The 17,595-nt window shown below is 70.9% G+C and carries 20 protein-coding genes; 11 read left to right on the top strand and 9 right to left on the bottom strand.

What is annotated here, in order from left to right; all coding sequences use genetic code 11:
- Positions 1-7: 7 nt before the first annotated feature.
- The gene (gene dapC / locus ACWZJV_RS21820) at positions 8-1,114 is read right to left on the bottom strand and encodes a succinyldiaminopimelate transaminase (RefSeq protein WP_457178639.1); all 1,107 of its coding nucleotides are present in this window, start codon (positions 1,112-1,114) and stop codon (positions 8-10) included.
- A complete protein-coding gene (gene fdxA, locus ACWZJV_RS21815) occupies positions 1,114-1,437 on the bottom strand; it encodes a ferredoxin (RefSeq protein ID WP_008358813.1) in 324 nt (107 codons plus the stop codon). Before fdxA ends, dapC begins: the two co-directional genes overlap by 1 nt.
- A 79-nt stretch (positions 1,438-1,516) precedes the next feature.
- Here fdxA and ACWZJV_RS21810 point away from each other — a divergent pair, with 79 nt between their 5' ends.
- On the top strand, positions 1,517-2,410 hold the full coding sequence (locus ACWZJV_RS21810; protein ID WP_457178637.1) for a GNAT family N-acetyltransferase: 894 nt from the start codon (positions 1,517-1,519) through the stop codon (positions 2,408-2,410).
- 4 nt (positions 2,411-2,414) lie between these two features.
- Here ACWZJV_RS21810 and ACWZJV_RS21805 read toward each other — a convergent pair whose 3' ends face one another.
- Positions 2,415-2,804 (bottom strand): VOC family protein, encoded by a 390-nt coding sequence (locus ACWZJV_RS21805; protein WP_457178635.1) that lies wholly within the window; start codon positions 2,802-2,804, stop codon positions 2,415-2,417.
- Between the two features lie 66 nt (positions 2,805-2,870).
- On the opposite strand from ACWZJV_RS21805, the gene ACWZJV_RS21800 reads away from it, so the two are divergent.
- Entirely contained in the window at positions 2,871-3,122 is a 252-nt protein-coding gene (locus ACWZJV_RS21800; protein ID WP_457178633.1) for a type II toxin-antitoxin system Phd/YefM family antitoxin, read from the top strand.
- Positions 3,109-3,510: a type II toxin-antitoxin system VapC family toxin gene (locus ACWZJV_RS21795; RefSeq protein WP_196875067.1), complete on the top strand. Its 402-nt coding sequence runs from the start codon at positions 3,109-3,111 to the stop codon at positions 3,508-3,510. The genes ACWZJV_RS21800 and ACWZJV_RS21795 overlap by 14 nt, the downstream gene beginning before the upstream one ends.
- Before the next feature lie 9 nt (positions 3,511-3,519).
- Here the strand turns inward: ACWZJV_RS21795 and ACWZJV_RS21790 are convergent, their stop codons facing one another.
- Positions 3,520-4,350, bottom strand: a complete 831-nt coding sequence (locus tag ACWZJV_RS21790; RefSeq protein ID WP_457178631.1) for an esterase/lipase family protein — start codon at positions 4,348-4,350, stop codon at positions 3,520-3,522.
- A 244-nt stretch (positions 4,351-4,594) separates the two neighbouring features.
- On the opposite strand from ACWZJV_RS21790, the gene aspS reads away from it, so the two are divergent.
- Positions 4,595-6,085, top strand: a complete 1,491-nt coding sequence (aspS, locus tag ACWZJV_RS21785; RefSeq protein WP_457178629.1) for an aspartate--tRNA(Asn) ligase — start codon at positions 4,595-4,597, stop codon at positions 6,083-6,085.
- On the opposite strand, the gene ACWZJV_RS21780 is transcribed toward aspS, so the two are convergent.
- From ACWZJV_RS21780 to ACWZJV_RS21765, 4 genes are all read right to left on the bottom strand, one after another.
- Positions 6,003-8,378 (bottom strand): VanW family protein, encoded by a 2,376-nt coding sequence (locus ACWZJV_RS21780; protein WP_457178627.1) that lies wholly within the window; start codon positions 8,376-8,378, stop codon positions 6,003-6,005. The two genes, aspS and ACWZJV_RS21780, sit on opposite strands and share 83 nt — an antisense overlap.
- Positions 8,379-8,440: 62 nt before the next feature.
- Complete coding sequence (locus ACWZJV_RS21775) at positions 8,441-8,785, bottom strand: hypothetical protein (protein WP_457178625.1); 345 nt, start codon at positions 8,783-8,785, stop codon at positions 8,441-8,443.
- Entirely contained in the window at positions 8,782-9,693 is a 912-nt protein-coding gene (mshB, locus tag ACWZJV_RS21770; protein WP_008358824.1) for an N-acetyl-1-D-myo-inositol-2-amino-2-deoxy-alpha-D-glucopyranoside deacetylase, read from the bottom strand. The genes ACWZJV_RS21775 and mshB overlap by 4 nt, the downstream gene beginning before the upstream one ends.
- A 24-nt stretch (positions 9,694-9,717) precedes the next feature.
- Entirely contained in the window at positions 9,718-10,422 is a 705-nt protein-coding gene (locus ACWZJV_RS21765; RefSeq protein ID WP_457178622.1) for a (deoxy)nucleoside triphosphate pyrophosphohydrolase, read from the bottom strand.
- A 112-nt stretch (positions 10,423-10,534) separates the two neighbouring features.
- On the opposite strand from ACWZJV_RS21765, the gene ACWZJV_RS21760 reads away from it, so the two are divergent.
- Entirely contained in the window at positions 10,535-12,139 is a 1,605-nt protein-coding gene (locus ACWZJV_RS21760) for a D-alanyl-D-alanine carboxypeptidase family protein (RefSeq protein ID WP_457178620.1), read from the top strand.
- 18 nt (positions 12,140-12,157) lie between these two features.
- Here the strand turns inward: ACWZJV_RS21760 and ACWZJV_RS21755 are convergent, their stop codons facing one another.
- Positions 12,158-12,985, bottom strand: coding sequence for a thioesterase family protein (locus tag ACWZJV_RS21755; protein WP_457178618.1), 828 nt, complete (start codon positions 12,983-12,985; stop codon positions 12,158-12,160).
- A 45-nt stretch (positions 12,986-13,030) separates the two neighbouring features.
- Here ACWZJV_RS21755 and ACWZJV_RS21750 point away from each other — a divergent pair, with 45 nt between their 5' ends.
- The 6 genes from ACWZJV_RS21750 (at position 13,031) to ACWZJV_RS21725 (ending at position 17,543) form a co-directional block, all read left to right on the top strand.
- On the top strand, positions 13,031-13,405 hold the full coding sequence (locus ACWZJV_RS21750) for a YidH family protein (protein WP_457178616.1): 375 nt from the start codon (positions 13,031-13,033) through the stop codon (positions 13,403-13,405).
- A 23-nt stretch (positions 13,406-13,428) separates the two neighbouring features.
- Positions 13,429-14,946, top strand: coding sequence for an AtzH-like domain-containing protein (locus ACWZJV_RS21745; RefSeq protein WP_457178615.1), 1,518 nt, complete (start codon positions 13,429-13,431; stop codon positions 14,944-14,946).
- A gap of 69 nt (positions 14,947-15,015) precedes the next feature.
- Entirely contained in the window at positions 15,016-15,513 is a 498-nt protein-coding gene (gene uraD / locus ACWZJV_RS21740; protein ID WP_457178613.1) for a 2-oxo-4-hydroxy-4-carboxy-5-ureidoimidazoline decarboxylase, read from the top strand.
- Positions 15,510-15,824, top strand: a complete 315-nt coding sequence (gene uraH, locus ACWZJV_RS21735; RefSeq protein ID WP_008358836.1) for a hydroxyisourate hydrolase — start codon at positions 15,510-15,512, stop codon at positions 15,822-15,824. Before uraD ends, uraH begins: the two co-directional genes overlap by 4 nt.
- On the top strand, positions 15,824-16,699 hold the full coding sequence (gene pucL / locus ACWZJV_RS21730) for a factor-independent urate hydroxylase (RefSeq protein ID WP_457178610.1): 876 nt from the start codon (positions 15,824-15,826) through the stop codon (positions 16,697-16,699). The genes uraH and pucL overlap by 1 nt, the downstream gene beginning before the upstream one ends.
- Before the next feature lie 16 nt (positions 16,700-16,715).
- Positions 16,716-17,543, top strand: coding sequence for a MurR/RpiR family transcriptional regulator (locus ACWZJV_RS21725; protein ID WP_457178608.1), 828 nt, complete (start codon positions 16,716-16,718; stop codon positions 17,541-17,543).
- Positions 17,544-17,595: the final 52 nt, after the last annotated feature.

Raw genomic sequence — 17,595 nt, 5'->3', positions numbered from 1 at the left:
CGATCTCTCACTCGGCCAGGCGGGCGACGGCCGCGTCGATGCGCTCGTCGGTGGCGGTGAACGCGATGCGTACGTGCTGGCTGCCGGCGCGGCCGTAGAAGGTGCCGGGAGCGGCGAGGATGCCGCGCTCGGCGAGCCATTCGACGGTGTCCCAGCAGTCCTCGTCACGGGTCGACCACAGGTAGAGCGAGGCCTCGGAGTGGTCGATGCGGAAGCCGGCCGACTCCAGCGCCGCCTTGAGCTTGGTGCGGCGGGCGGCGTAGCGGGCGTGCTGCTCCTTGGCGTGCTGGTCGTCGCCGAGCGCCGTCACCATGGCGACCTGCTGCGGACCGGGCATCTGCAGACCGAGGTTCTTGCGGACCGCGAGGACCTCGCCGAGGACGGCGGCGTCACCGGCGACGAAGGCGCAGCGGTAGCCCGCGAGGTTGGAGCGCTTCGACAGCGAGTGGACGGCGAGGATGCCCTCGTAGGAGCCACCGCACACGTCGGGGTGCAGGATCGAGACCGGGGACGCCTCCCAGGCGCACTCGATGTAGCACTCGTCGGAGATCAGCAGCGTGCCCCGCTCGCGGGCCCACTCCACCGTCTTGCGGAGGTGCTCCACCGGGAGCACCCGGCCGCTCGGGTTGGAGGGCGAGTTGATCCAGAGGATCTTCGGCGCCTTGGGGCCGAGCGCGACCAGCGAGTCGGTGGCGACGGTGTCGGCACCGACGAGAGCCGCGGAGACCTCGTAGGTCGGGTAGGCCAGCTCCGGGTAGGCGACCAGATCACCCTGGCCGACACCGAGGTGCAGCGGCAGCGAGCCGATCAGCTCCTTGGAGCCGATCACGGGCAGCACGTTGTCCAGTCCCAGACCCGAGACCCCGTGGTTGCGCGCAAGCCAGTCGATCGCGGCCTGACGCACCGCGGGGGTGCCGATCGTGGTCGGGTATCCCGGCGAGTCCGCCGCCCCGGCAAGGGCCTTCTGCACCACCGCCGGGGTCGAGTCGACGGGCGTGCCAACCGAAAGGTCGACCAGTCCGCCGGCGTGCGCCGCGGCCTTCTCCTTGATCGGGACGAGCTTGTCCCAGGGGAAGTCAGGCAGACGCTGCGAGACCGGGATCGAGGGCGGCATCAGTCCTGGTTCTGCGGGGGCAGAGCGGCGACGAACGGGTGGTCCTTGTCGATCTCGCCCATGCGGGCGGCACCACCGGGCGAACCGAGGTCGTCGAAGAACTTGACGTTGGCGTCGTAGTACTCCTTCCACTCCTCCGGGGTGTCGTCCTCGTAGAAGATCGCCTCAGGCGGGCACACCGGCTCGCAGGCGCCACAGTCGACACACTCGTCGGGGTGGATGTAGAGCATCCGCTTGCCCTCGTAGATGCAGTCCACCGGACACTCGTCGACGCAAGCCTTGTCCTTCACGTCAACACAGGGCTGGGCGATGACGTACGTCATTCGGGGCTCCTCCAAGCGGGGTATCACGAAAGTCAGAGGGGCGCGACTGGCCCTTCAGGGGACAGCCTAGTATCCCCACGTGCCTGCTCATCTCCTGGGACCACATGTCGTCGGCAAGCGGATCGTCATCCGCCGCCTCGTCCCGGGCGAGACCGGCCCCACCGGCGGGCCCGCCTTCACCGACATCCTCGGAGTCTGTACGTCCTGGGCCGACGGCACCGCCGTCATCGAACGCGAGTCCGGGGAGCAGGTGAGCGTGCCGGTCGCCGAGATCGTCTCCGGCAAACCGGTGCCGCCGCGGCCCAACGTACGTCTGCGGATCGGGGTACGCGAGGCCGAGCTGCTCAGCGCCGCGATCTTCCCAGGCACCACCTCCGAGGCCCTCGGCGAGTGGGTGCTCTTCGACCACGAGGTCTCGGTCCGCCGACGGCCCAACTCGGCGCTGGCTATCGGCGACCCCGGCATCGGGCTGGACGCGGCGATCGACGCGATCGAGACCTTCTACCGGAGCCGGCACAAGCGACCCCGCGCCAAGATCGAGGTCGGCTCCGCGGCTGAGGAGGCCCTGGTCGCGCGCGACTGGGTCGAGGACGTGACCGTCGAGTTCCAGCTGGCCGGCCTCGCCGCCACGCGCCGCATCCTGCCCCCGCCCGTCGAGGACGCCCGCGTCGAGACCGTGGCCGGGACCGACGACGCGCAGGTGCTGATCACCCTCGGCGACAGCGCCCGGATCATGGGCACGATGGAGCGCGACTGGCTCGCCATCCACGACCTCGAGGTCGCCGAGTCGCACCGCCGCCAGGGACTCGCCACCAAGGCCCTCGCCACCCTGCTCGAGTGGGGCGCCGAGCGCGGCGCCCGAGCCGCCTGGCTGCACGTGGAGACCACCAACGACCCCGGGCTCGCCCTCTACGAGTCCCTCGGCTTCACCGAGCACCACCGCTGCCGCTACTACTCCTCACCGACCCCGTAGGGACTCACCCCGACAGCAGGTCCCACAGATTCCCGAAGGGATCACGGAACACCTGAACGGTGCCGTAGGGCTCCTCACGCACCGGCCCGACGAGCTCGATCCCGGCGGCGACCAGCTTCTCGTACGTAGCGCCGAAGTCGTCCACACGCAGGAAGAACGTCACCCGGCCACCGGTCTGGTCGCCGACCCTCGCGGTCTGCACCGGGCCGTCGGCCCGGGCGAGCAGGAAGCCGGTTCCGCCGCCGGGCGGACGTACGACCACCCAGCGCTTCGGGCGGCCGTCGTTCGTGGTCGCCGGGGCGTCCTCGGCGACCACGAACCCGAGCACGTCGCGGAAGAACGCCACCGCCTCGTCGTAGTCGGGAACGACGATCGTGACCAGATCCAGATGCATCCTGTCCTCCTCGGTGCGGCACGGCCATGGGTTGACCAACCTGGTTGACCAACCTACCGTGGAGGCATGGATGCAGCACGCGTCGTGAAGGTGCAGGAGGCGAAGACGCACCTGTCGAGCCTGCTCACCGAGGTCGAGGCGGGCGGCCAGGTCATCATCGCCCGAGGCGACCACGCCATCGCGCGCCTGGTGCCGATCGAGCGGCCGACCAGGCGGATCCTCGGCGGCCTTCGCGTGAGCGTCCCCGACGAGTTCTTCGACCCGCTCCCCGACGACGAGATCGCCGCCTGGGAGGGCTCGCTCGATGAGGACCTATGAGCGGGTCCTCCTCGACACACATGCCTACATCTGGTTGGTGAGCGACCCCGACCGGCTCAGCCAGACCGCCTACGAGGCCGTCATCGACATCGACACCGAGGTGTTCGTCTCGGCGGCGAGCCTCTGGGAGATCTCCACCAACACCCGGCTCAGCAAGCTCCCCGGCGGAGGCACCCTGGCAGCCACCTTCGAGGACCGCACCCGACTTCACGTCCTGGAGCGGCTGCCGATGGACTTCAACCACTCGCGCCTCGCCGGAGAGCTCGACTGGGACCACCGCGACCCCTTCGACCGCATGCTCGCCGCTCAGAGCATGCTCGAGAACCTTCCTCTCGTGACCAAGGACAGCAGGCTGCAGGCGTACGAGTCCATCCACACCATCTGGTGACCGCGACGGTCAGCAGGTCTTCAGCGCCGGGGACGCCGGGCCTTCGTGGGTCAGCGCGTCGAGGGTGAGCGCGATGGCGGAGGCGCTCGTCGGGATGAGCAGGTGCTCGGAGAGGTCGGCGGCGCACGCGTCCTGGATGCGTACGTTGGTGGTGTTCGGACCAACGGCCAGGAAGCCGGAGGTGTAGGGCACGACGACCTCGTCGGTGGCGGTGACGATCTGGGTGTAGGAGATGTCGCCGGGGGTCTCGTCGCCGGCGTTCAGATCGGCGAGGAACTGGGAGCCGGCGGCCTGCTGGGCGCAGGACAGACAGAGACCGGTGGCCTCCGTCGCGCCCTCGTCCAGGATGAGCGAGGTGCCGTGGTTGGACGGCGCCAGGCCGACGAGGTCCTCGACGTAGGACGCGCCACCGAGGTTCTTGATGTAGTAGCGCGGCATCATCCCACCCTGGGAGTGACCGACGAGGGAGACCTTGTCGGCGTCGGTGGCCTCGCGTACGCGCTCGACGAACTCACCCAGATGAGCCGCCGAGTCCCGGACGTCGCCGGTGGCGCGGTTGCCGTAGTCGAACGAGTAGACGCAGAACCCGGCACGCTTCATGGACAGCGAGATCGGGTCCAGCAGCGAGCGGCGGTCACCGAAGGTGCCGTGCACCAGGATCACCGGCGTCGGGCGGTCCGCGGAGGGCGCGCACGCCCAGTCGTTGGACCCGGCGGGGTCGCCGTAGGGCGATCCGGGCAGTGGGATCCCGGTCTGCCTCGGCCCCTCCGCGGCCGAGGCGGAGACCGGGACCAGAACGAGCGCGACGGCAGCGAGCAGGCTCAGCAGGAACGGGCGCATGACCAGCCCAACGAGAGACTGTGAGCCACGTCACGCTCAAAAACCCGTTGGCGAGCGGCCACGAGCGAGATCTACGCTCGTCACCGGCGCCGCCGAGGAGTGACGACCCTCGGCCGAACGCGGCACGGCGGCGCCCGCGCGTGCGGCGTATCGACGAGAGGCTGATGAGACATCAGCGAAGGTGTGGTGGCACCGCGACCTAGCCCCCGCCCACACCTCCAGGGCCCCGCCACCTGGAGGAACGATGAAACCGATAGACCGTACGCTCGCCGCCCGTCTCACCGCGGCGACCCCCGGCACGACCGTCCGGCTGTGCGGCCACGTGCACCGTCGTCGCGAGCTCGCCACCGTGACGTTCCTGGTGCTGCGCGACCGCAGCGGCCTGGCGCAGGTGGTCGTGCGGCCTGGCGACGGACAGCAGGCACCGCCCGAGGAGACGCCGGTCGAGGTGATCGGTGTCGCCACCCCGAACCCACAGGCTCCCGGAGGTGTCGAGGTCACCTCACCGGCCGTCACGACGCTCTCCGAACCGGCGCTCACCTCGCCGGTCGAGCTGTGGCGCCCCGAGCTCGCGGCCGCCCTGCCGACGCTGCTCGACCGTGCGCCGGTGACCTGGCGCCACCCTGCGGTCCGGGCGCGATGGGAGCTGGCCGCCGCGTCCCTGCGCGGCTTCCGCGCAACTCTCGACGCCGCCGGGTTCACCGAGGTCCACTCCCCCAAGATCGTCGACTCGGCGACCGAGTCGGGCGCGAACGTCTTCGAGATCGACTACTTCGGGCGGCCCGCCTACCTCGCCCAGTCGCCGCAGTTCTACAAGCAGCAGCTGGTCGGCGTCTTCGAACGGGTCTACGAGGTCGGGCCGGTCTTCCGCGCCGAGCCGCACGACACGGTGCGCCACCTCGCCGAGTACGTCAGCCTCGACGTCGAGCTCGGCTTCGTCCGCGACCACCGCGACGTGCTCGCCGTCCTGCGCGAGGTGCTCGCCGGCATGGTCGAGGGGATCGAGACGTACGCCGCCGCGGCGGTCGAGCGGCTCGACCTGGAGCTGCCCGTCGTGCCCGAGGAGATCCCGGTCATCCACTTCGCCGAGGCGCTGAGGCTGGTCGGGGCGCCCGAGGACGAGCCCGATCTAGCCCCCGAGCACGAGCGTGCGCTCGGAGCATGGGCTCAGGAGGCGTACGGCTCCGACTTCGTGGGCGTCGAGGGCTACCCGATGCGGAAGCGGCCGTTCTACACCCACCCGGTGCCGGGCGAGGAGCGGTGGAGCAACAGCTTCGACCTGCTCTTCCGCGGCCTGGAGCTGGTGACCGGCGGGCAGCGCCTGCACCGGCTCACGGATTACGAGGCGGCGATCCGGGCCCGCGGCGAGGAGCCAGCGGCGTACGCCTCGTACCTGCGGGCCCTCGCGCACGGAATGCCGCCGCACGGCGGCTTCGCGCTGGCCTGGAGCGATGGGTGGCGCAGCTCGTCCAAGCCGCCAACATCCGCGAGGTCACCCTGTTCCCGAGGGACCTGCACCGCCTCAGGCCTTGACCCGCTGGTCGAGCCGCCGGAGCCGCTAGGCGGAGGCGTGTCGAGACCAACACGGTTCGTACGCGACTGTGTTGGTCTCGACACGCTCGCTGCGCTCGCGGCTCGACCAGCGGGACCCGTCAGTTGGGGTCAGCGGGGGGCGGCGGCTTCTCCGACTCGTCGGTGCACTCGACCTCGTCCTGCGGGATGTAGGTGGTCTTGAAGGTCTGGGTGTCGACCTTCGTGCCCGACCCCGCGTTGTAGAAGTCGCGCCAGACGTTGATCGAGAAGCCCGGGGCGCCGACGGTGTTCTCGCAGTTGCCGTCGGTGATCTTCTGCTTGCCCGGCGACTTGAAGTCGTAGCGCTCACCGGTGCGGGCCTTGATGTCCCAGATCTTGGTGGACCACATCTCGACGGTCACCGAGCCCTGGCCGCTGGCGCTGGCGGGGTTGACCCAGGAGCGGATGAGGACGCCGTACTTGGTGTTGTTCTTGAACTTCAGGTCCAGCGTCGGCCAGGCGACGGTCGCCTCGCGGCCGATCGGGTAGCGGTCGATGTAGAGCGAGTGCGCCTTGTGCTCGACGTCCTGGAGGCCGGCGAAGAACATCGCGTTGAACGTGGTCGTCGCCATCTGCGAGACGCCGCCGCCGTAGTCCTCGCGGAAGATCCCGTTCTGGATCATCCAGCCCTTGGTGAAGCCGTTGGCGGCCGTACGCTCCCCGACGATGCCGTTGAGGGAGAAGGTGTCGCCCGGCGCGAGCACGGTGCCGTTGACCAGCTCGGCGGCGCGGCCGATGTTGACGTTGCGGTATTCGGCGTAGGGGAAGTTGGTGGTGAAGGTCGAGACCTTCTCCTTGATCCCCCAGGACTTGGCCTCCTCGGTGGTGACCTTCGGCTTGGCGACCTTCGACTTCACCTCGACCGTGCGCTCACCCGCAGGAGCCGTGACGACGTCGAGGAAGACCGCCTCCAGGTCCTTCTGGTTGAAGGTGACGCCCGGCTTGGCGGGGATGACCTTCGGGGCGCCGTCGACCATCTCGACGGTGGCGTCGACCGGCTTCGCGGCGTCGTCGGCGAGGGCCTTCTTGAGCACCTTCTTGAGCTTGCTCGGCGCGACCGCGGCCTGCAGCTCGCCGTCCTTGGGGTCGAACCGGATCGCCTCGCCGAACTCCTTCGGGGACAGCTCCACCGGGGTCTTCTCGAACTTCAGCGTGATCGGCCCGGAGACCGCCGGGGTGGCGACCTTCTCGACCGCCTCCTGGACGTCGGCCTCGTCGACGTCGGGGGTGAGCTCCTCGAGAGGTACGTCGGCCTTGCGGTCGCCCTCGACCAGCAGCTGGCCGGCGAGCGCGGTGCGGAGCGCGTCGTCGCCGACGCCCTCGCCCGCGACCGGCTGGGTGGTCTTGATCTTGCCCTTCTTGATGACGACGTCGCCGTCCTTGAACGGCGTGCCGGCGCGCTTGTTCACCTTCGCGGCGACCTTGGCGATCAGCTTGTCGTCGGACTTGATGACGGGCTCGATCTCGCCGCCGCCGGTGAAGTGCTTCCACAGCTTCACCGGGCTCCAGCTGTGTCCGGCGTTGGCCTTCTCGATCGTCGCCTCGGCATCGAAGCTCAGGCCCGCCTCGGCCGGGTTGACCTCGGTGGTGCTCTCGCCGGCGGTCACGATGATCGGCTGGCTGTGGGCGGCGGCGAACTTCTCGTTGAGCAGCGGCGTCGCCTCGGCCGCCGTCATGCCGCCGATGTCCACACCGGCGACCGTGGTGCCCTCGGAGATCTTGTCCCCCGCCACGGCGTACGCAGCGGCCCACCCGGCGAAGGCCAGGATGGCGAAGCCACCGGCGACCGCGACGGCGACCTTGGCACCGGTGCCGAGGTGCTTGCTCTCGGCCGGGACCGGCTGGGCGTAGTCGGGCTGGGCGTAGTCGGGCTGCCCGTAGTCGTGCTGCCCGTGGTCCTGCTGCTCGAAGGCGGCCTCGAAGGGGGAAGGGTCGACCGGGGCCGACTCGTTCACGACGAACGGCCCGACGCCCATGACGGTCGCCTCGAGCGGCTCGTCGTCGAAGTCGGGGGTCGGCCGGGGCTGCCTGTCGAACGCGACCTCGGTGGCCGCGTCGTCAGCCAGGTCGGGGGCGGCGTCGGCGGCGTCAGGCTCCGGGGCGAACTTCCGATTCTTCGAGACGAACAGGAAGTTGTCCTCCTCGGGCAGCTCCGCTCGCTTCGGCAGCTCCGAGCGCAGCATCGTGCTCCGCAGCAGGGTCTCCTCGGCGACGTCGTCGTCGAAGTCCATCCCGGCGGGGACGATCCTGGTCGCTCCGTCCGGCTCGTCATCGGGCACGTTGGCCACCGGCTTGGCACCGGTGGACTCGGCAACCCGGGCGTCGATCTCGATCTGCGGGATCATGATCGTCTCGATGGCAGCATCGTCCGCGCCAGTCTGGCTGGCGGTGGACCCGGCCGCGTCAGTTCGCTTCGCGGGCTCGGGGGCCTTGAAGGCCTCGGGCTCATGGGACATGCGGGAGAGCCTAGGACCTATACCCCCCTAGGCCGAACCCGTAGCCCATCTTGGGACGTTCGTCACTCTCCGGGGTGGCCCGGTTCCGCCTGCGAAGTGGCCTTCACCACGGTCGCCGCCGCCACCACGATCATCAGCACGGCCCAGAGGATCAGCAGGTATCCCTCGAGGTCGCCCGCGACGGCATACCCACCCGCCGGCCTCGGCGTCGCGGCCAGGGCGACGACGATCGCCCAGGCCGCTGCGTACGAGATCCGGCAGGCTCCGCGCGGCAGCGCCAGCAACGCGGCCGAGGACGCGGCCACCGCGAGCAGCAGGCCCCACCACCACGGATGGACCGCGACCGCTGCCACCCCGACGAGCAGGCCGAGGAGAAGACCGGCGAGTGTGCCGCCGAGCAGTCTCACAAGCCCGCGAAGAGGTCGGTCAGGCTGTCCCCTTCAATCCGCCCCTTGGCGATCCGGAAGTGCTCGTGGGACCACGCGGTCGTGCCGAGGCTGTTGGTCATCGCGAACATGCCCTGCTCCATGTCCATCTGGGTGGGGTAGGCGCGCATCGCGGCGACCTTCTGGTCGGCGTAGGTGGTGCCGTCGATCGCGGCGGCGATGTCGACGTCGGGGGTGGCCATCGGCAGCGGGCCCTCGGGATCCATGCCACCGAGCGCGTCCTCGTCACCGGCCGCCCGGGCCGCGCGCAGGCCCTCTCGCAGCCAGCTCTCGGCCAGCGCGGTCCAGAAGATCCGGTCGATCTCGTGGGCCTCGCCGAGCTCCTTCTTGTAGGTCGGGACGGCGGCGAGATGGGCGGCGTACGTCGCGACTCGGTGGGCCTGGATGTGGTCGGGGTGGCCGTAGTTGCCGAACTCGTCGTAGGTGACCAGCACCTGCGGACGCACCTCCCGGATGATCGTGACGAGGTGGTCGGCGGCCTCGGTGAGGTCGGCGTACCAGAAGGCGTTCTCGCGGGCGTCGGGGTCCGGCAGCGCGTGGGTGCGGTCCTCGCTCCAGGTCATCCCGGAGTCGCGGTAGTTGCCGAAGCCGCCCAGCCAGCGGTGGTCGACCTCGCTGCCGTCGGGCGCCTTGAGAGCCGCCATCGCGTTCTCGATCTCGCCCCGGCGGTGCTCGCCCAGGGCGTCGTCGCGGTCGGCGGCGAGATGGGCCAGCTCGGGCACCAGGATCTCGCCCATCTCCCCTGCCGTGCAGGTCACCAGGGTGACGCGAGCGCCCTCGGCGAGATACTTCGCCATCGTCGCCCCCGTCCCGATCGTCTCGTCGTCGGGGTGGGCGTGGACGAGCAGCAGGCTCTTCTCAGAAGTCACGCATCCGATCCTAGGTCGGGCCGCTCAAAGGCCCAGGTCGGGCCGCTTGATCCGCTTGGGGTTGTCGGGGAGCTCGACGGGTTCGGGGGCGATCGAGTCGTCGGGGGCCTCCTCGGGGATGTCGAGCCAGCCGTCGTACGCGTCGACCAGCAGCTCCAGGACCATCTCCGGGGCGTCGGTCTCCACCGACCACGGGTGGTCCTCGTCGTCGTCCTCGCCCTGGTAGCGCTCCCGGTTCACCCGGGCGGTCCAGCCCTCGCGCTCGAGGGTCTCCGCGGCCGAACGGGCGTCCTCCTCCTCGAAGAAGATGCCGCGCAGGGTGGCTCCTTCGGGCATGCCGAGCACGTGGCGGAGCGCATCGAGGAACGGGCGGTCGGGCTCCAGCCAGTCGACCGAGTCGAGGTCCTCGGCCGCCAGCCAGAGGACCTGGTCGTGCTCACGCGGCCGCGGCTCCCCCGCGACCACCCGGGCGGTGGCGGCGATCAGCCGGTGGCTCTCGCCGATGGGCGCTTCGCCCTGCATCCAGTCGAGCACCTCGATCAGGCAGCCGAGCTCCTCGCCGATCTCCCGGACGAGGGCGGCCTCGGGCGTCTCCCCCTCCTCGACCTTCCCGCCGGGGAGCTCCCAGCGTCCGGCGGCCTCGGGCGGGGACGTACGCCTCGCGGCCAGCACCTGCTTGCCGTCGGCGCTGAGGATCGCCGCGGCCACTACGGTCTTGGGGCTGTTCACGTGTGAGATTGTTCCCTAGACACCCGGAAAGTGGGCTCTCTTGGGTACGCTGCAACGCCGTGCCCCGCCGTCGTCCGCTCATCGCCTGCCTGCCCCCGTCCGGGGCCCCCTCATGAGCGATCAGCAGTGGCCGCCGCGGCAGCCCGGCGAACCCCGTCGGCCCTACCCGGGACAGCAGCCCTACCCGGGCCCGAGGCAGCCCCAACGCCCACCGACGCAGCCTGGGCGACAGCAGCAGCCGCACCCCGGTCAGCAGCGGCCTCATCCGGGGCAGCACCAGCCTCGACCGGGACAGCCCTACCCGGGTGATCAGCGCTTTCCGGGCCAGCGGCCCTACCCGGAGCAGGAGCGGCGCTACCCGCCGGCCCCGCAGAGGCCGTACCCCCCTGAGCAGCAGCCCTACGGCCAGCAGCCCTCCCCGGACCAGCACTATCCCGAGAACCCCTATCCCGAGCAGCCCTACCCCGAGCAGCCCTACCCCGAGCAGCCCTACGCCGGCCAGCAGCCGCCGGGCTACCCACATGGATTCGGGCCCGGCCGGTTCGGCCCGGAGCCACCGAAGAAGCGGCGCTGGCCGAAGGTGCTCGTGGCGTTGCTGGTGCTCGCGCTGGTCGGGGTCGGCGGCTACGGGGCGTACGACTTCTACGAGCAGATGCAGAAGTGGGAGCAGACCACGACCGACGACCTCGAGGGCGTCGGCAGCGACCTGTCGGTCGCGGTGGCGTCGCTGCGCAGCGTCGGCTGGGAGGTGACCGGCGCCGACATCGGCACCTGGCTCGAGCAGCCGGGCGCCTACGGCGACGGCCTGAGGCTGCGTACGCTGCAGGCTGATGACACCGGCAGCTTCACGGTCGCGGGCTACCGGACCTGGCAGGACACCTACGCCCAGCGTGACCACACCACCGTCGTGTGCGCGACCATCACCCTCGCGGCCGGCACCCAGAAGCCGCTCGGCGAGACGGTCACGACCTGCCCCGAGGACGTCCCGAAGACGGCACCGGGCTCCACGCCGACCGACACCGAGGCGGGCGGCGTCACCGGTCATCTCGCCGAGCTGGCCGTGAAGGCTCACGAGCAGCGCGCCGCCGGTGCCACCGAGGGCAAGCTGCTCGAGGTCGCGGCGCCGACGAGGCCGGTGGGCGACGTACGCACCGACTCGACCGGGCTCGTGTGCGCGCCGGGCACGAAGGATCTCGGTGAGGGCGAGGGCTACGACGAGGGCAAGCTGATCCCGGTGCGCCTGTGCGCGGTGGAGGGGCTGCCCAACACCGGCACCGAGAGCACCAAAGGCGACGCCTACTACATCGACGGCGCCGACGGCCTGACCGTCGTCAACGCGCGCATCTCCGGCGCCGCGGCGGCGCTGGTCAAGAAGGCCGCGAAGCAGGGCGTGGACCTCGTGGCGAGCAGCTCGTTCCGGACGATGAAGAAGCAGAAGGACCTGTGCCGGGAGGACGTCACCGGCGGCTGCCCGGCCGGCGACTACACCCTGACCGCGCAGCCCGGCTACTCCTCCCACCAGCTCGGCATCGCCATCGACTTCGAGCAGCCCAGCGTGACCGGCGGCAAGACCTGCGCGACGCGCGCCTCCGAGCCGTCCAGCGCGGTGTGGAGGTTCCTCAACAAGACGGCGCTGAGCGTCGGGCTGAAGCAGTACTCCGCCGAGGCGTGGCACTGGGACGCGTACGGCGGGAAGGACCGCTGCGCCCCGATGTGACCGGCCCGCGCTGAGCCGTCAGGCGCGCGGCAGCCGAGCCAGCTGACGCGCCTGCGCGACCAGCCGGCCGGCGGAGTCCCAGACCTCGCAGTCCTCCTCGAACATGCCGCCGGAGAGGTTGCGCGAGAAGTGGGTGACCTTGAGCCAGCCCGGAGCCGGCTTGTGGCGGATGTGGCAGGTCAGCTCGAGGGTCGGCGCCCAGCCCGGCAGCTGGAGCCCGAAGGTGACCGGCGGGAGCGCGTCGAGCACCTGCAGCAGCGAGAGCGGGTCGGGCTCACGGTCGTGGTGGCGGAACCACCCGGTGAAGACCGCCTCGCCGGTCGGCGCGGCACCGCCCCAGACGAACTGGTCCTTCGGCACGCAGAGCTCGTAGCGGTCCAGCATCGGCACGAACTCCTTCACCTCCTCGGGCGCCGTGGTCGAGGAGAGGCACTCCTCCAGCGGCGGCAGCTCCGGCTCGGTCGCGGTGACCCGCTCGAAGCCGCTGCTCTTGGCGTGGAGACCGTCGAGGTCCGCGTACGTCGCCGTGGTGGTGATCCGCAGGTCCTCGCCCTGCCACAGCTCGGCGGTCGCGATGGCCAGCGAGCCCTTGTCCCGCTTGGTCTCGATGCGGACCTCGGCCGGTCCCGGCGTGCTGGCGCTGGCGTAGAACGCGCTCAGCACGATCGGGTCGGGGTGGCTCGGCAGGCGGGCGCGCAGTGCGTTGGCGATGACCGCCAGCAGGTAGCCGCCGTTGACCCCTCCGCCGACGACCCAGCCGGCGGCGAGCTCGGCCGCGTAGGTCTTCTCGTCGGTCCTGCGGACCGCGATGTCACGATCGAACTCTGCCTGTTCCCTATTACCCATGGGTAATAATCTAGATCGGTACCCGATGTGATGGACGATGGGGGCATGACCGACACACCATCGAAAGACCCTCGGCACCCGCGCTGGGTCTACGCCCACGGCTCCGAGCCGGACCCGCGGTTCACGCTGGCCAACGAGCGTACGTTCCTGGCCTGGGCACGCACCGTGCTCGGGCTGCTCGCCGGTGCGGTCGCGCTGCACTCGTTCCGGGTGCCCACCGCGGAAGGCGTACGCGTCGGGGTGATCGCCGTGCTGGTCTTCACCGCGATCCTGTGCACGGTCTTCGCGATGGTCCGGTGGGCACGGGTCGAGCGCGCAATGCGGGAACGGCGCCCGCTGCCCGCCTTCTCCGCGGGGTTCATCCTCGCCGGCGCACTCTTGGTGATCGGTGTGTTGTTGGGGTTCTCCCTGGTGCTCTGACCGGATCAGGGCAGACTTCACCCATGACTGAGCTCAAGCCTGTCCCGCACGGGCTGCTGCAGGCCTTCCGCGCGTACGAGAGTGCCCTGACGTCCGACGACGTCGCCGCTCTGGACGCCCTCTTCGCAGACTCCCCCACCACGCTGCGCGGCGACGCCGCCGGGCTGCTCGTCGGCCACGAGCGGATCGCGGCCTTCCGCGGGTCGCGCGGCGGCGCACCCAAGCGCCGCATCGTGCAGACCCACGTGCAGGTGATCGACGAGGACCACGCGCTGATCGTGGCCGTCACCGAGCTCGACCGCGGCGGCCGCGGGCTGCAGACGCAGCTGTGGGCGCGGGACCCGGTGCGGATCGAGTACGGCGGCTGGCAGGTCACCGCCGCCCACGTCTCCGCGCCCGCGCCGGCCTTCGACAGCCGGATCTGGCGCGTCGTCGGCGACCCGCTGGTCTCCTCCCACACCGCCGACGGCGCACTCTCGGGAGAGACCGTGGCGGTCAAGGACCTCTTCGCGGTCGCCGGCTTCGCGGTCGGCGCCGGCAGCCCGGCGTGGCTGGAGCAGGCGCCCGTCGCCTCGACCCATGCCGCTGCGGTCGCGGCGCTGCTCGATGCCGGCGCCTCGGTCCGCGGTATCGCGCGCACCGAGGAGTTCGCCTACTCGCTCTCCGGGCTCAACGCCCACTACGGCGCGCCGCCGAACCCGAAGGCTCCCGACCGGATCCCCGGCGGCTCCTCGTCCGGATCGGCCACCGCGGTTGCGCTCGGCCACGCCTCGATCGGGCTCGGGTCCGACACCGGCGGCTCGATCCGGGTGCCGGCCGCCTACCAGGGCCTCTACGGCATCCGTACGTCCCACGGAGCCGTCTCCCGTGAGGGGCTGCTCCCGCTCGCCAAGGCCTTCGACACCGTCGGGTGGATGACGCGTTCTGCGTTCCTGCTGCAGGCGGTGGGCGACGTACTGCTGCCGGAGGCTGTCCCGTCGTCGCCGGCCTCCGTGGACGAGGTCCACCTGGTGCCCTCGCTGGTCGCGCTCGCCGAGGAGGACGTCGCCACCGCGGTGAGCGAGGCCCTGCCCGAGGCCCAGCCGCTGGCCTGGGAGCCCGCCAGGCTGGACGAGTGGCGCCAGGCGTTCGCCATCGGCCAGGCCTACCAGGCGTGGCAGGCGCACGGCGCCTGGCTCGAGACCAGGCTGGACACGCTCGGCGAGGCCGTGCGCGGGCGCTTCGAGATGGCTCGGACGGTGACCCGGAAGCAGGCGGACGAGGCGCGCACCGTGCTGTCCCAGGCCCGCGCGGAGATCCTCGACGTCGTCGCCGACCGTGTCCTCGCCTACCCCAGCGCCTCCTCGGTGGCGCCCACGGCGGCCGAGGCCGCCGGGGTCCGCGACGACACCCTGCGGCTCACCTGCATCGCCGGTATCGCCGGTCTCCCCGCCGTCTCGATCCCGGTGCGCACCCCGACCAACCTGCCCGCAGGTCTCTGCCTGGTCGCCGCCCCCGGCCGCGACCGCGATCTCCTCGCGCTGGCTCAGAGCCTGAAGTAGCCGCCCGGTCGTTACACGGAGGCAACCTGCGTTTCGGGCGCCGAAACGCTCGTTTCATAGGCTGTCCTGGTGACGACGCTCGCCGACTTCAACGACCTGCCCGCTGACGAGGCGGAGAAATTGGTCGCGCCCTGTGTCGCGATCCCCTCGTGGGCGACCGGGCTGGTCGCAGGACGTCCCTACGCCGACATCGGCGACCTGCTCGCGACCGCGGAGCGGCTGGCCGCGGCCTGGACCGACGCGGAGGTCGAGGGGGCGCTGGCCGACCACCCGCGGATCGGCGAGCGGCACGCCGGCGACGGCGAGAGCGCGGCGCTCTCCGCCCGCGAGCAGGCCGGGGTCGACCCGGCCGACGTCGAGGTGCAGGCCCGCCTCAGGGCGGGCAACGCGGCCTACGAGGAGAGGTTCGGCCGGATCTATCTGGTCCGGGCTGCGGGGCGGAGCGCCGAGGAGATGCTCGCGCTGCTCGAGGAGCGGCTGGAGAACGACCCGGCTACCGAAATCGCGGTGACCAGGGCTCAGCTCGCCGAGATCGCGTTGCTCCGGCTGCGAGGCTTGGTCGTATGACCACCGTCTCCACGCACGTCCTCGACGCCGCTCTCGGCCGGCCCGCCGCCGGGCTCGCGGTGATCCTCATCCTCCCCGACGACAGCGCACGCACCGCGACGACCGACACCGACGGCCGCGTGCGGTTCGAGGGCGAGGTGCCGCCCGGACCGCACACGCTGACCTTCACGACCGGGCCCTGGTTCGCCGAGCAGGACCGCGAGACCTTCTTCCCCGAGGTGAGCATCGGATTCACCGTCACCGCCGGCGAGCACCACCACGTCGCCCTCCTGCTCAGCCCGTTCTCCTACACGACCTATCGAGGAAGCTGATGTCGATCACTCTTGGCCCCAACCAGCACGGCAAGGCGGAGGTACGCCTGGTCAAGGTCGACCGGGACGGCACCCGTCACACCATCCACGACCTGAACGTGTCCACCCAGCTCCGGGGCGACTTCGCGACCGCCTTCACCGAGGGCGACAACGTGCACGTGCACGCCACCGACACCCAGAAGAACGTGGTCTACGCGAAGGCCAAGGAGCTCGGCATCACCTCGCCCGAGGGGTTCCTGCTCGACGTCACCGCCCACTGGGCCGCGCAGCCGTGGGTCACCGGCTCGGTGATGAAGGCGGAGTCCTACAGCTGGGACCGCATCCCGGCGAACGAGTTCTCGTTCGCCCGGCGCGGGCAGGAGACGCGTACGGCGGTCGTGAACCGTCACGACGAACGAACGTTCGTGCTGTCCGGGCTGACCGACCTGGTCGTGCTCAAGTCGACCGGGTCGGAGTTCCACGGCTTCCCGCGCGACCGCTACACCACCCTGGCCGAGACGACCGACCGCATCCTGGCGACCGAGGTCACCGCCTGGTGGCGCTGGGAGACCCACCCGGAGGACTGGAACGCGGCCTACGACGGGATCCGCACGATCATGCTCGACACCTTCGCCGAGGTGCACTCGCTGGCGCTGCAGCAGACCATCTACGAGATGGGCAGGGCGGTGATGGAGGCCTTCGAGGGGATCGCCGAGTTCAAGATCTCCTGCCCCAACAAGCACCACTTCCTCGTCGACCTCTCCCCCTTCGACCTGGAGAACCCGAACGAGGTGTTCTTCGCCGCCGACCGTCCCTACGGGCTCATCGAGGCGACCCTGCAGCGCGACGGGTCGACCGAGCCGGACGCCTGGGCATCGGTGCCCGGGTTCGCGTGATCAGGCAGGCATGAGCATGAGCACGTCTCGGGCGGACCAGCGGATCGACCGGCGGATCGCCGCGACCTATCAGACGCTCTCGCCCCAGGAGCGCAAGGCGGCCGACACGCTCCTGGAGCACCTCGATGACCTGGCGACCTACCGCGCGGCCGAGCTGGCCTCGCTCGCGGAGGTCTCCAAGGCGACGATGAGCCGGCTCTTCCGATCACTGGGGTTCGACGGGTTCGACGAGGTACGCGACCACCTGCGGGGGCTGCGTACGGCGGGTGAGCCGCGCCGCGTCGAGGGCGCACCGGACCTGAGCGCGCACGCCGAGGACGAGGCGGCCGCGATCGCACGGGTCGTCACGCAGGCCGGCATCACCGAGGCCATCGGGGCCATCGCCGGCGCGACGACCGTGATGGTCGCGGGCTGGCGCAACTCCTACCCGGTCGCGCTCCACCTGCGCCAGCAGCTGACCCAGACCCGGGAGCGGGTCACCCTCGCCCCGGCTCCTGGACAGGTCATCGGCGAGGAGCTGGCCGAGCTCGGCGAGGGATCGGTCGTCGTCGCGGTCGGGCTCCGGCGCCGGCCGCCGGGTTTCGGCGAGTTCGTCGACGCCGCCGCAGGCTCCGGCAGCACCGTGATCGTGATCGCCGACCCGACCGGGACGGTCCACCTCGGCCGCGCCGACATCGCGCTCGAGTGCCCCGTCCAGGGCGGCCTCGCCTTCGACTCGCTGGCGGCGCCGATGTCGCTGGCGAGCGTGCTCGCCGACGGCGTGCTCCACGAGCGCGGGCGGGCCGGACGCGACCGCGTCTCGGCCATCAGCGCCACCTACGATCGCCTCCACGAGGTCGAGTGATGGCGGGGAGCAGAATGACAGTGGAAACATCGATTCTCGGGCCTGGGCAAGG

This window comes from Nocardioides sp. WG-D5, from assembly GCF_054031175.1.
The sequence above is the reverse complement of the archived record's forward strand: the minus strand, read 5'-3'. Positions and strand labels throughout refer to the sequence as shown.

Coding starts and splice junctions, on each gene's coding strand:
- ACWZJV_RS21760 (WP_457178620.1), top strand. CDS start 10,535: ATGAGCGATCAGCAGTGGCCGCCGCGGCAGCCCGGCGAACCCCGTCGG.
- ACWZJV_RS21745 (WP_457178615.1), top strand. CDS start 13,429: ATGACTGAGCTCAAGCCTGTCCCGCACGGGCTGCTGCAGGCCTTCCGC.
- ACWZJV_RS21725 (WP_457178608.1), top strand. CDS start 16,716: ATGAGCACGTCTCGGGCGGACCAGCGGATCGACCGGCGGATCGCCGCG.
- dapC (WP_457178639.1), bottom strand. CDS start 1,114: ATGCCGCCCTCGATCCCGGTCTCGCAGCGTCTGCCTGACTTCCCCTGG.
- aspS (WP_457178629.1), top strand. CDS start 4,595: ATGAAACCGATAGACCGTACGCTCGCCGCCCGTCTCACCGCGGCGACC.
- ACWZJV_RS21790 (WP_457178631.1), bottom strand. CDS start 4,350: ATGCGCCCGTTCCTGCTGAGCCTGCTCGCTGCCGTCGCGCTCGTTCTG.
- ACWZJV_RS21755 (WP_457178618.1), bottom strand. CDS start 12,985: ATGGGTAATAGGGAACAGGCAGAGTTCGATCGTGACATCGCGGTCCGC.
- ACWZJV_RS21800 (WP_457178633.1), top strand. CDS start 2,871: ATGGATGCAGCACGCGTCGTGAAGGTGCAGGAGGCGAAGACGCACCTG.
- ACWZJV_RS21780 (WP_457178627.1), bottom strand. CDS start 8,378: ATGTCCCATGAGCCCGAGGCCTTCAAGGCCCCCGAGCCCGCGAAGCGA.
- uraH (WP_008358836.1), top strand. CDS start 15,510: ATGACCACCGTCTCCACGCACGTCCTCGACGCCGCTCTCGGCCGGCCC.
- ACWZJV_RS21805 (WP_457178635.1), bottom strand. CDS start 2,804: ATGCATCTGGATCTGGTCACGATCGTCGTTCCCGACTACGACGAGGCG.
- ACWZJV_RS21750 (WP_457178616.1), top strand. CDS start 13,031: ATGACCGACACACCATCGAAAGACCCTCGGCACCCGCGCTGGGTCTAC.
- fdxA (WP_008358813.1), bottom strand. CDS start 1,437: ATGACGTACGTCATCGCCCAGCCCTGTGTTGACGTGAAGGACAAGGCT.
- ACWZJV_RS21795 (WP_196875067.1), top strand. CDS start 3,109: ATGAGGACCTATGAGCGGGTCCTCCTCGACACACATGCCTACATCTGG.
- pucL (WP_457178610.1), top strand. CDS start 15,824: ATGTCGATCACTCTTGGCCCCAACCAGCACGGCAAGGCGGAGGTACGC.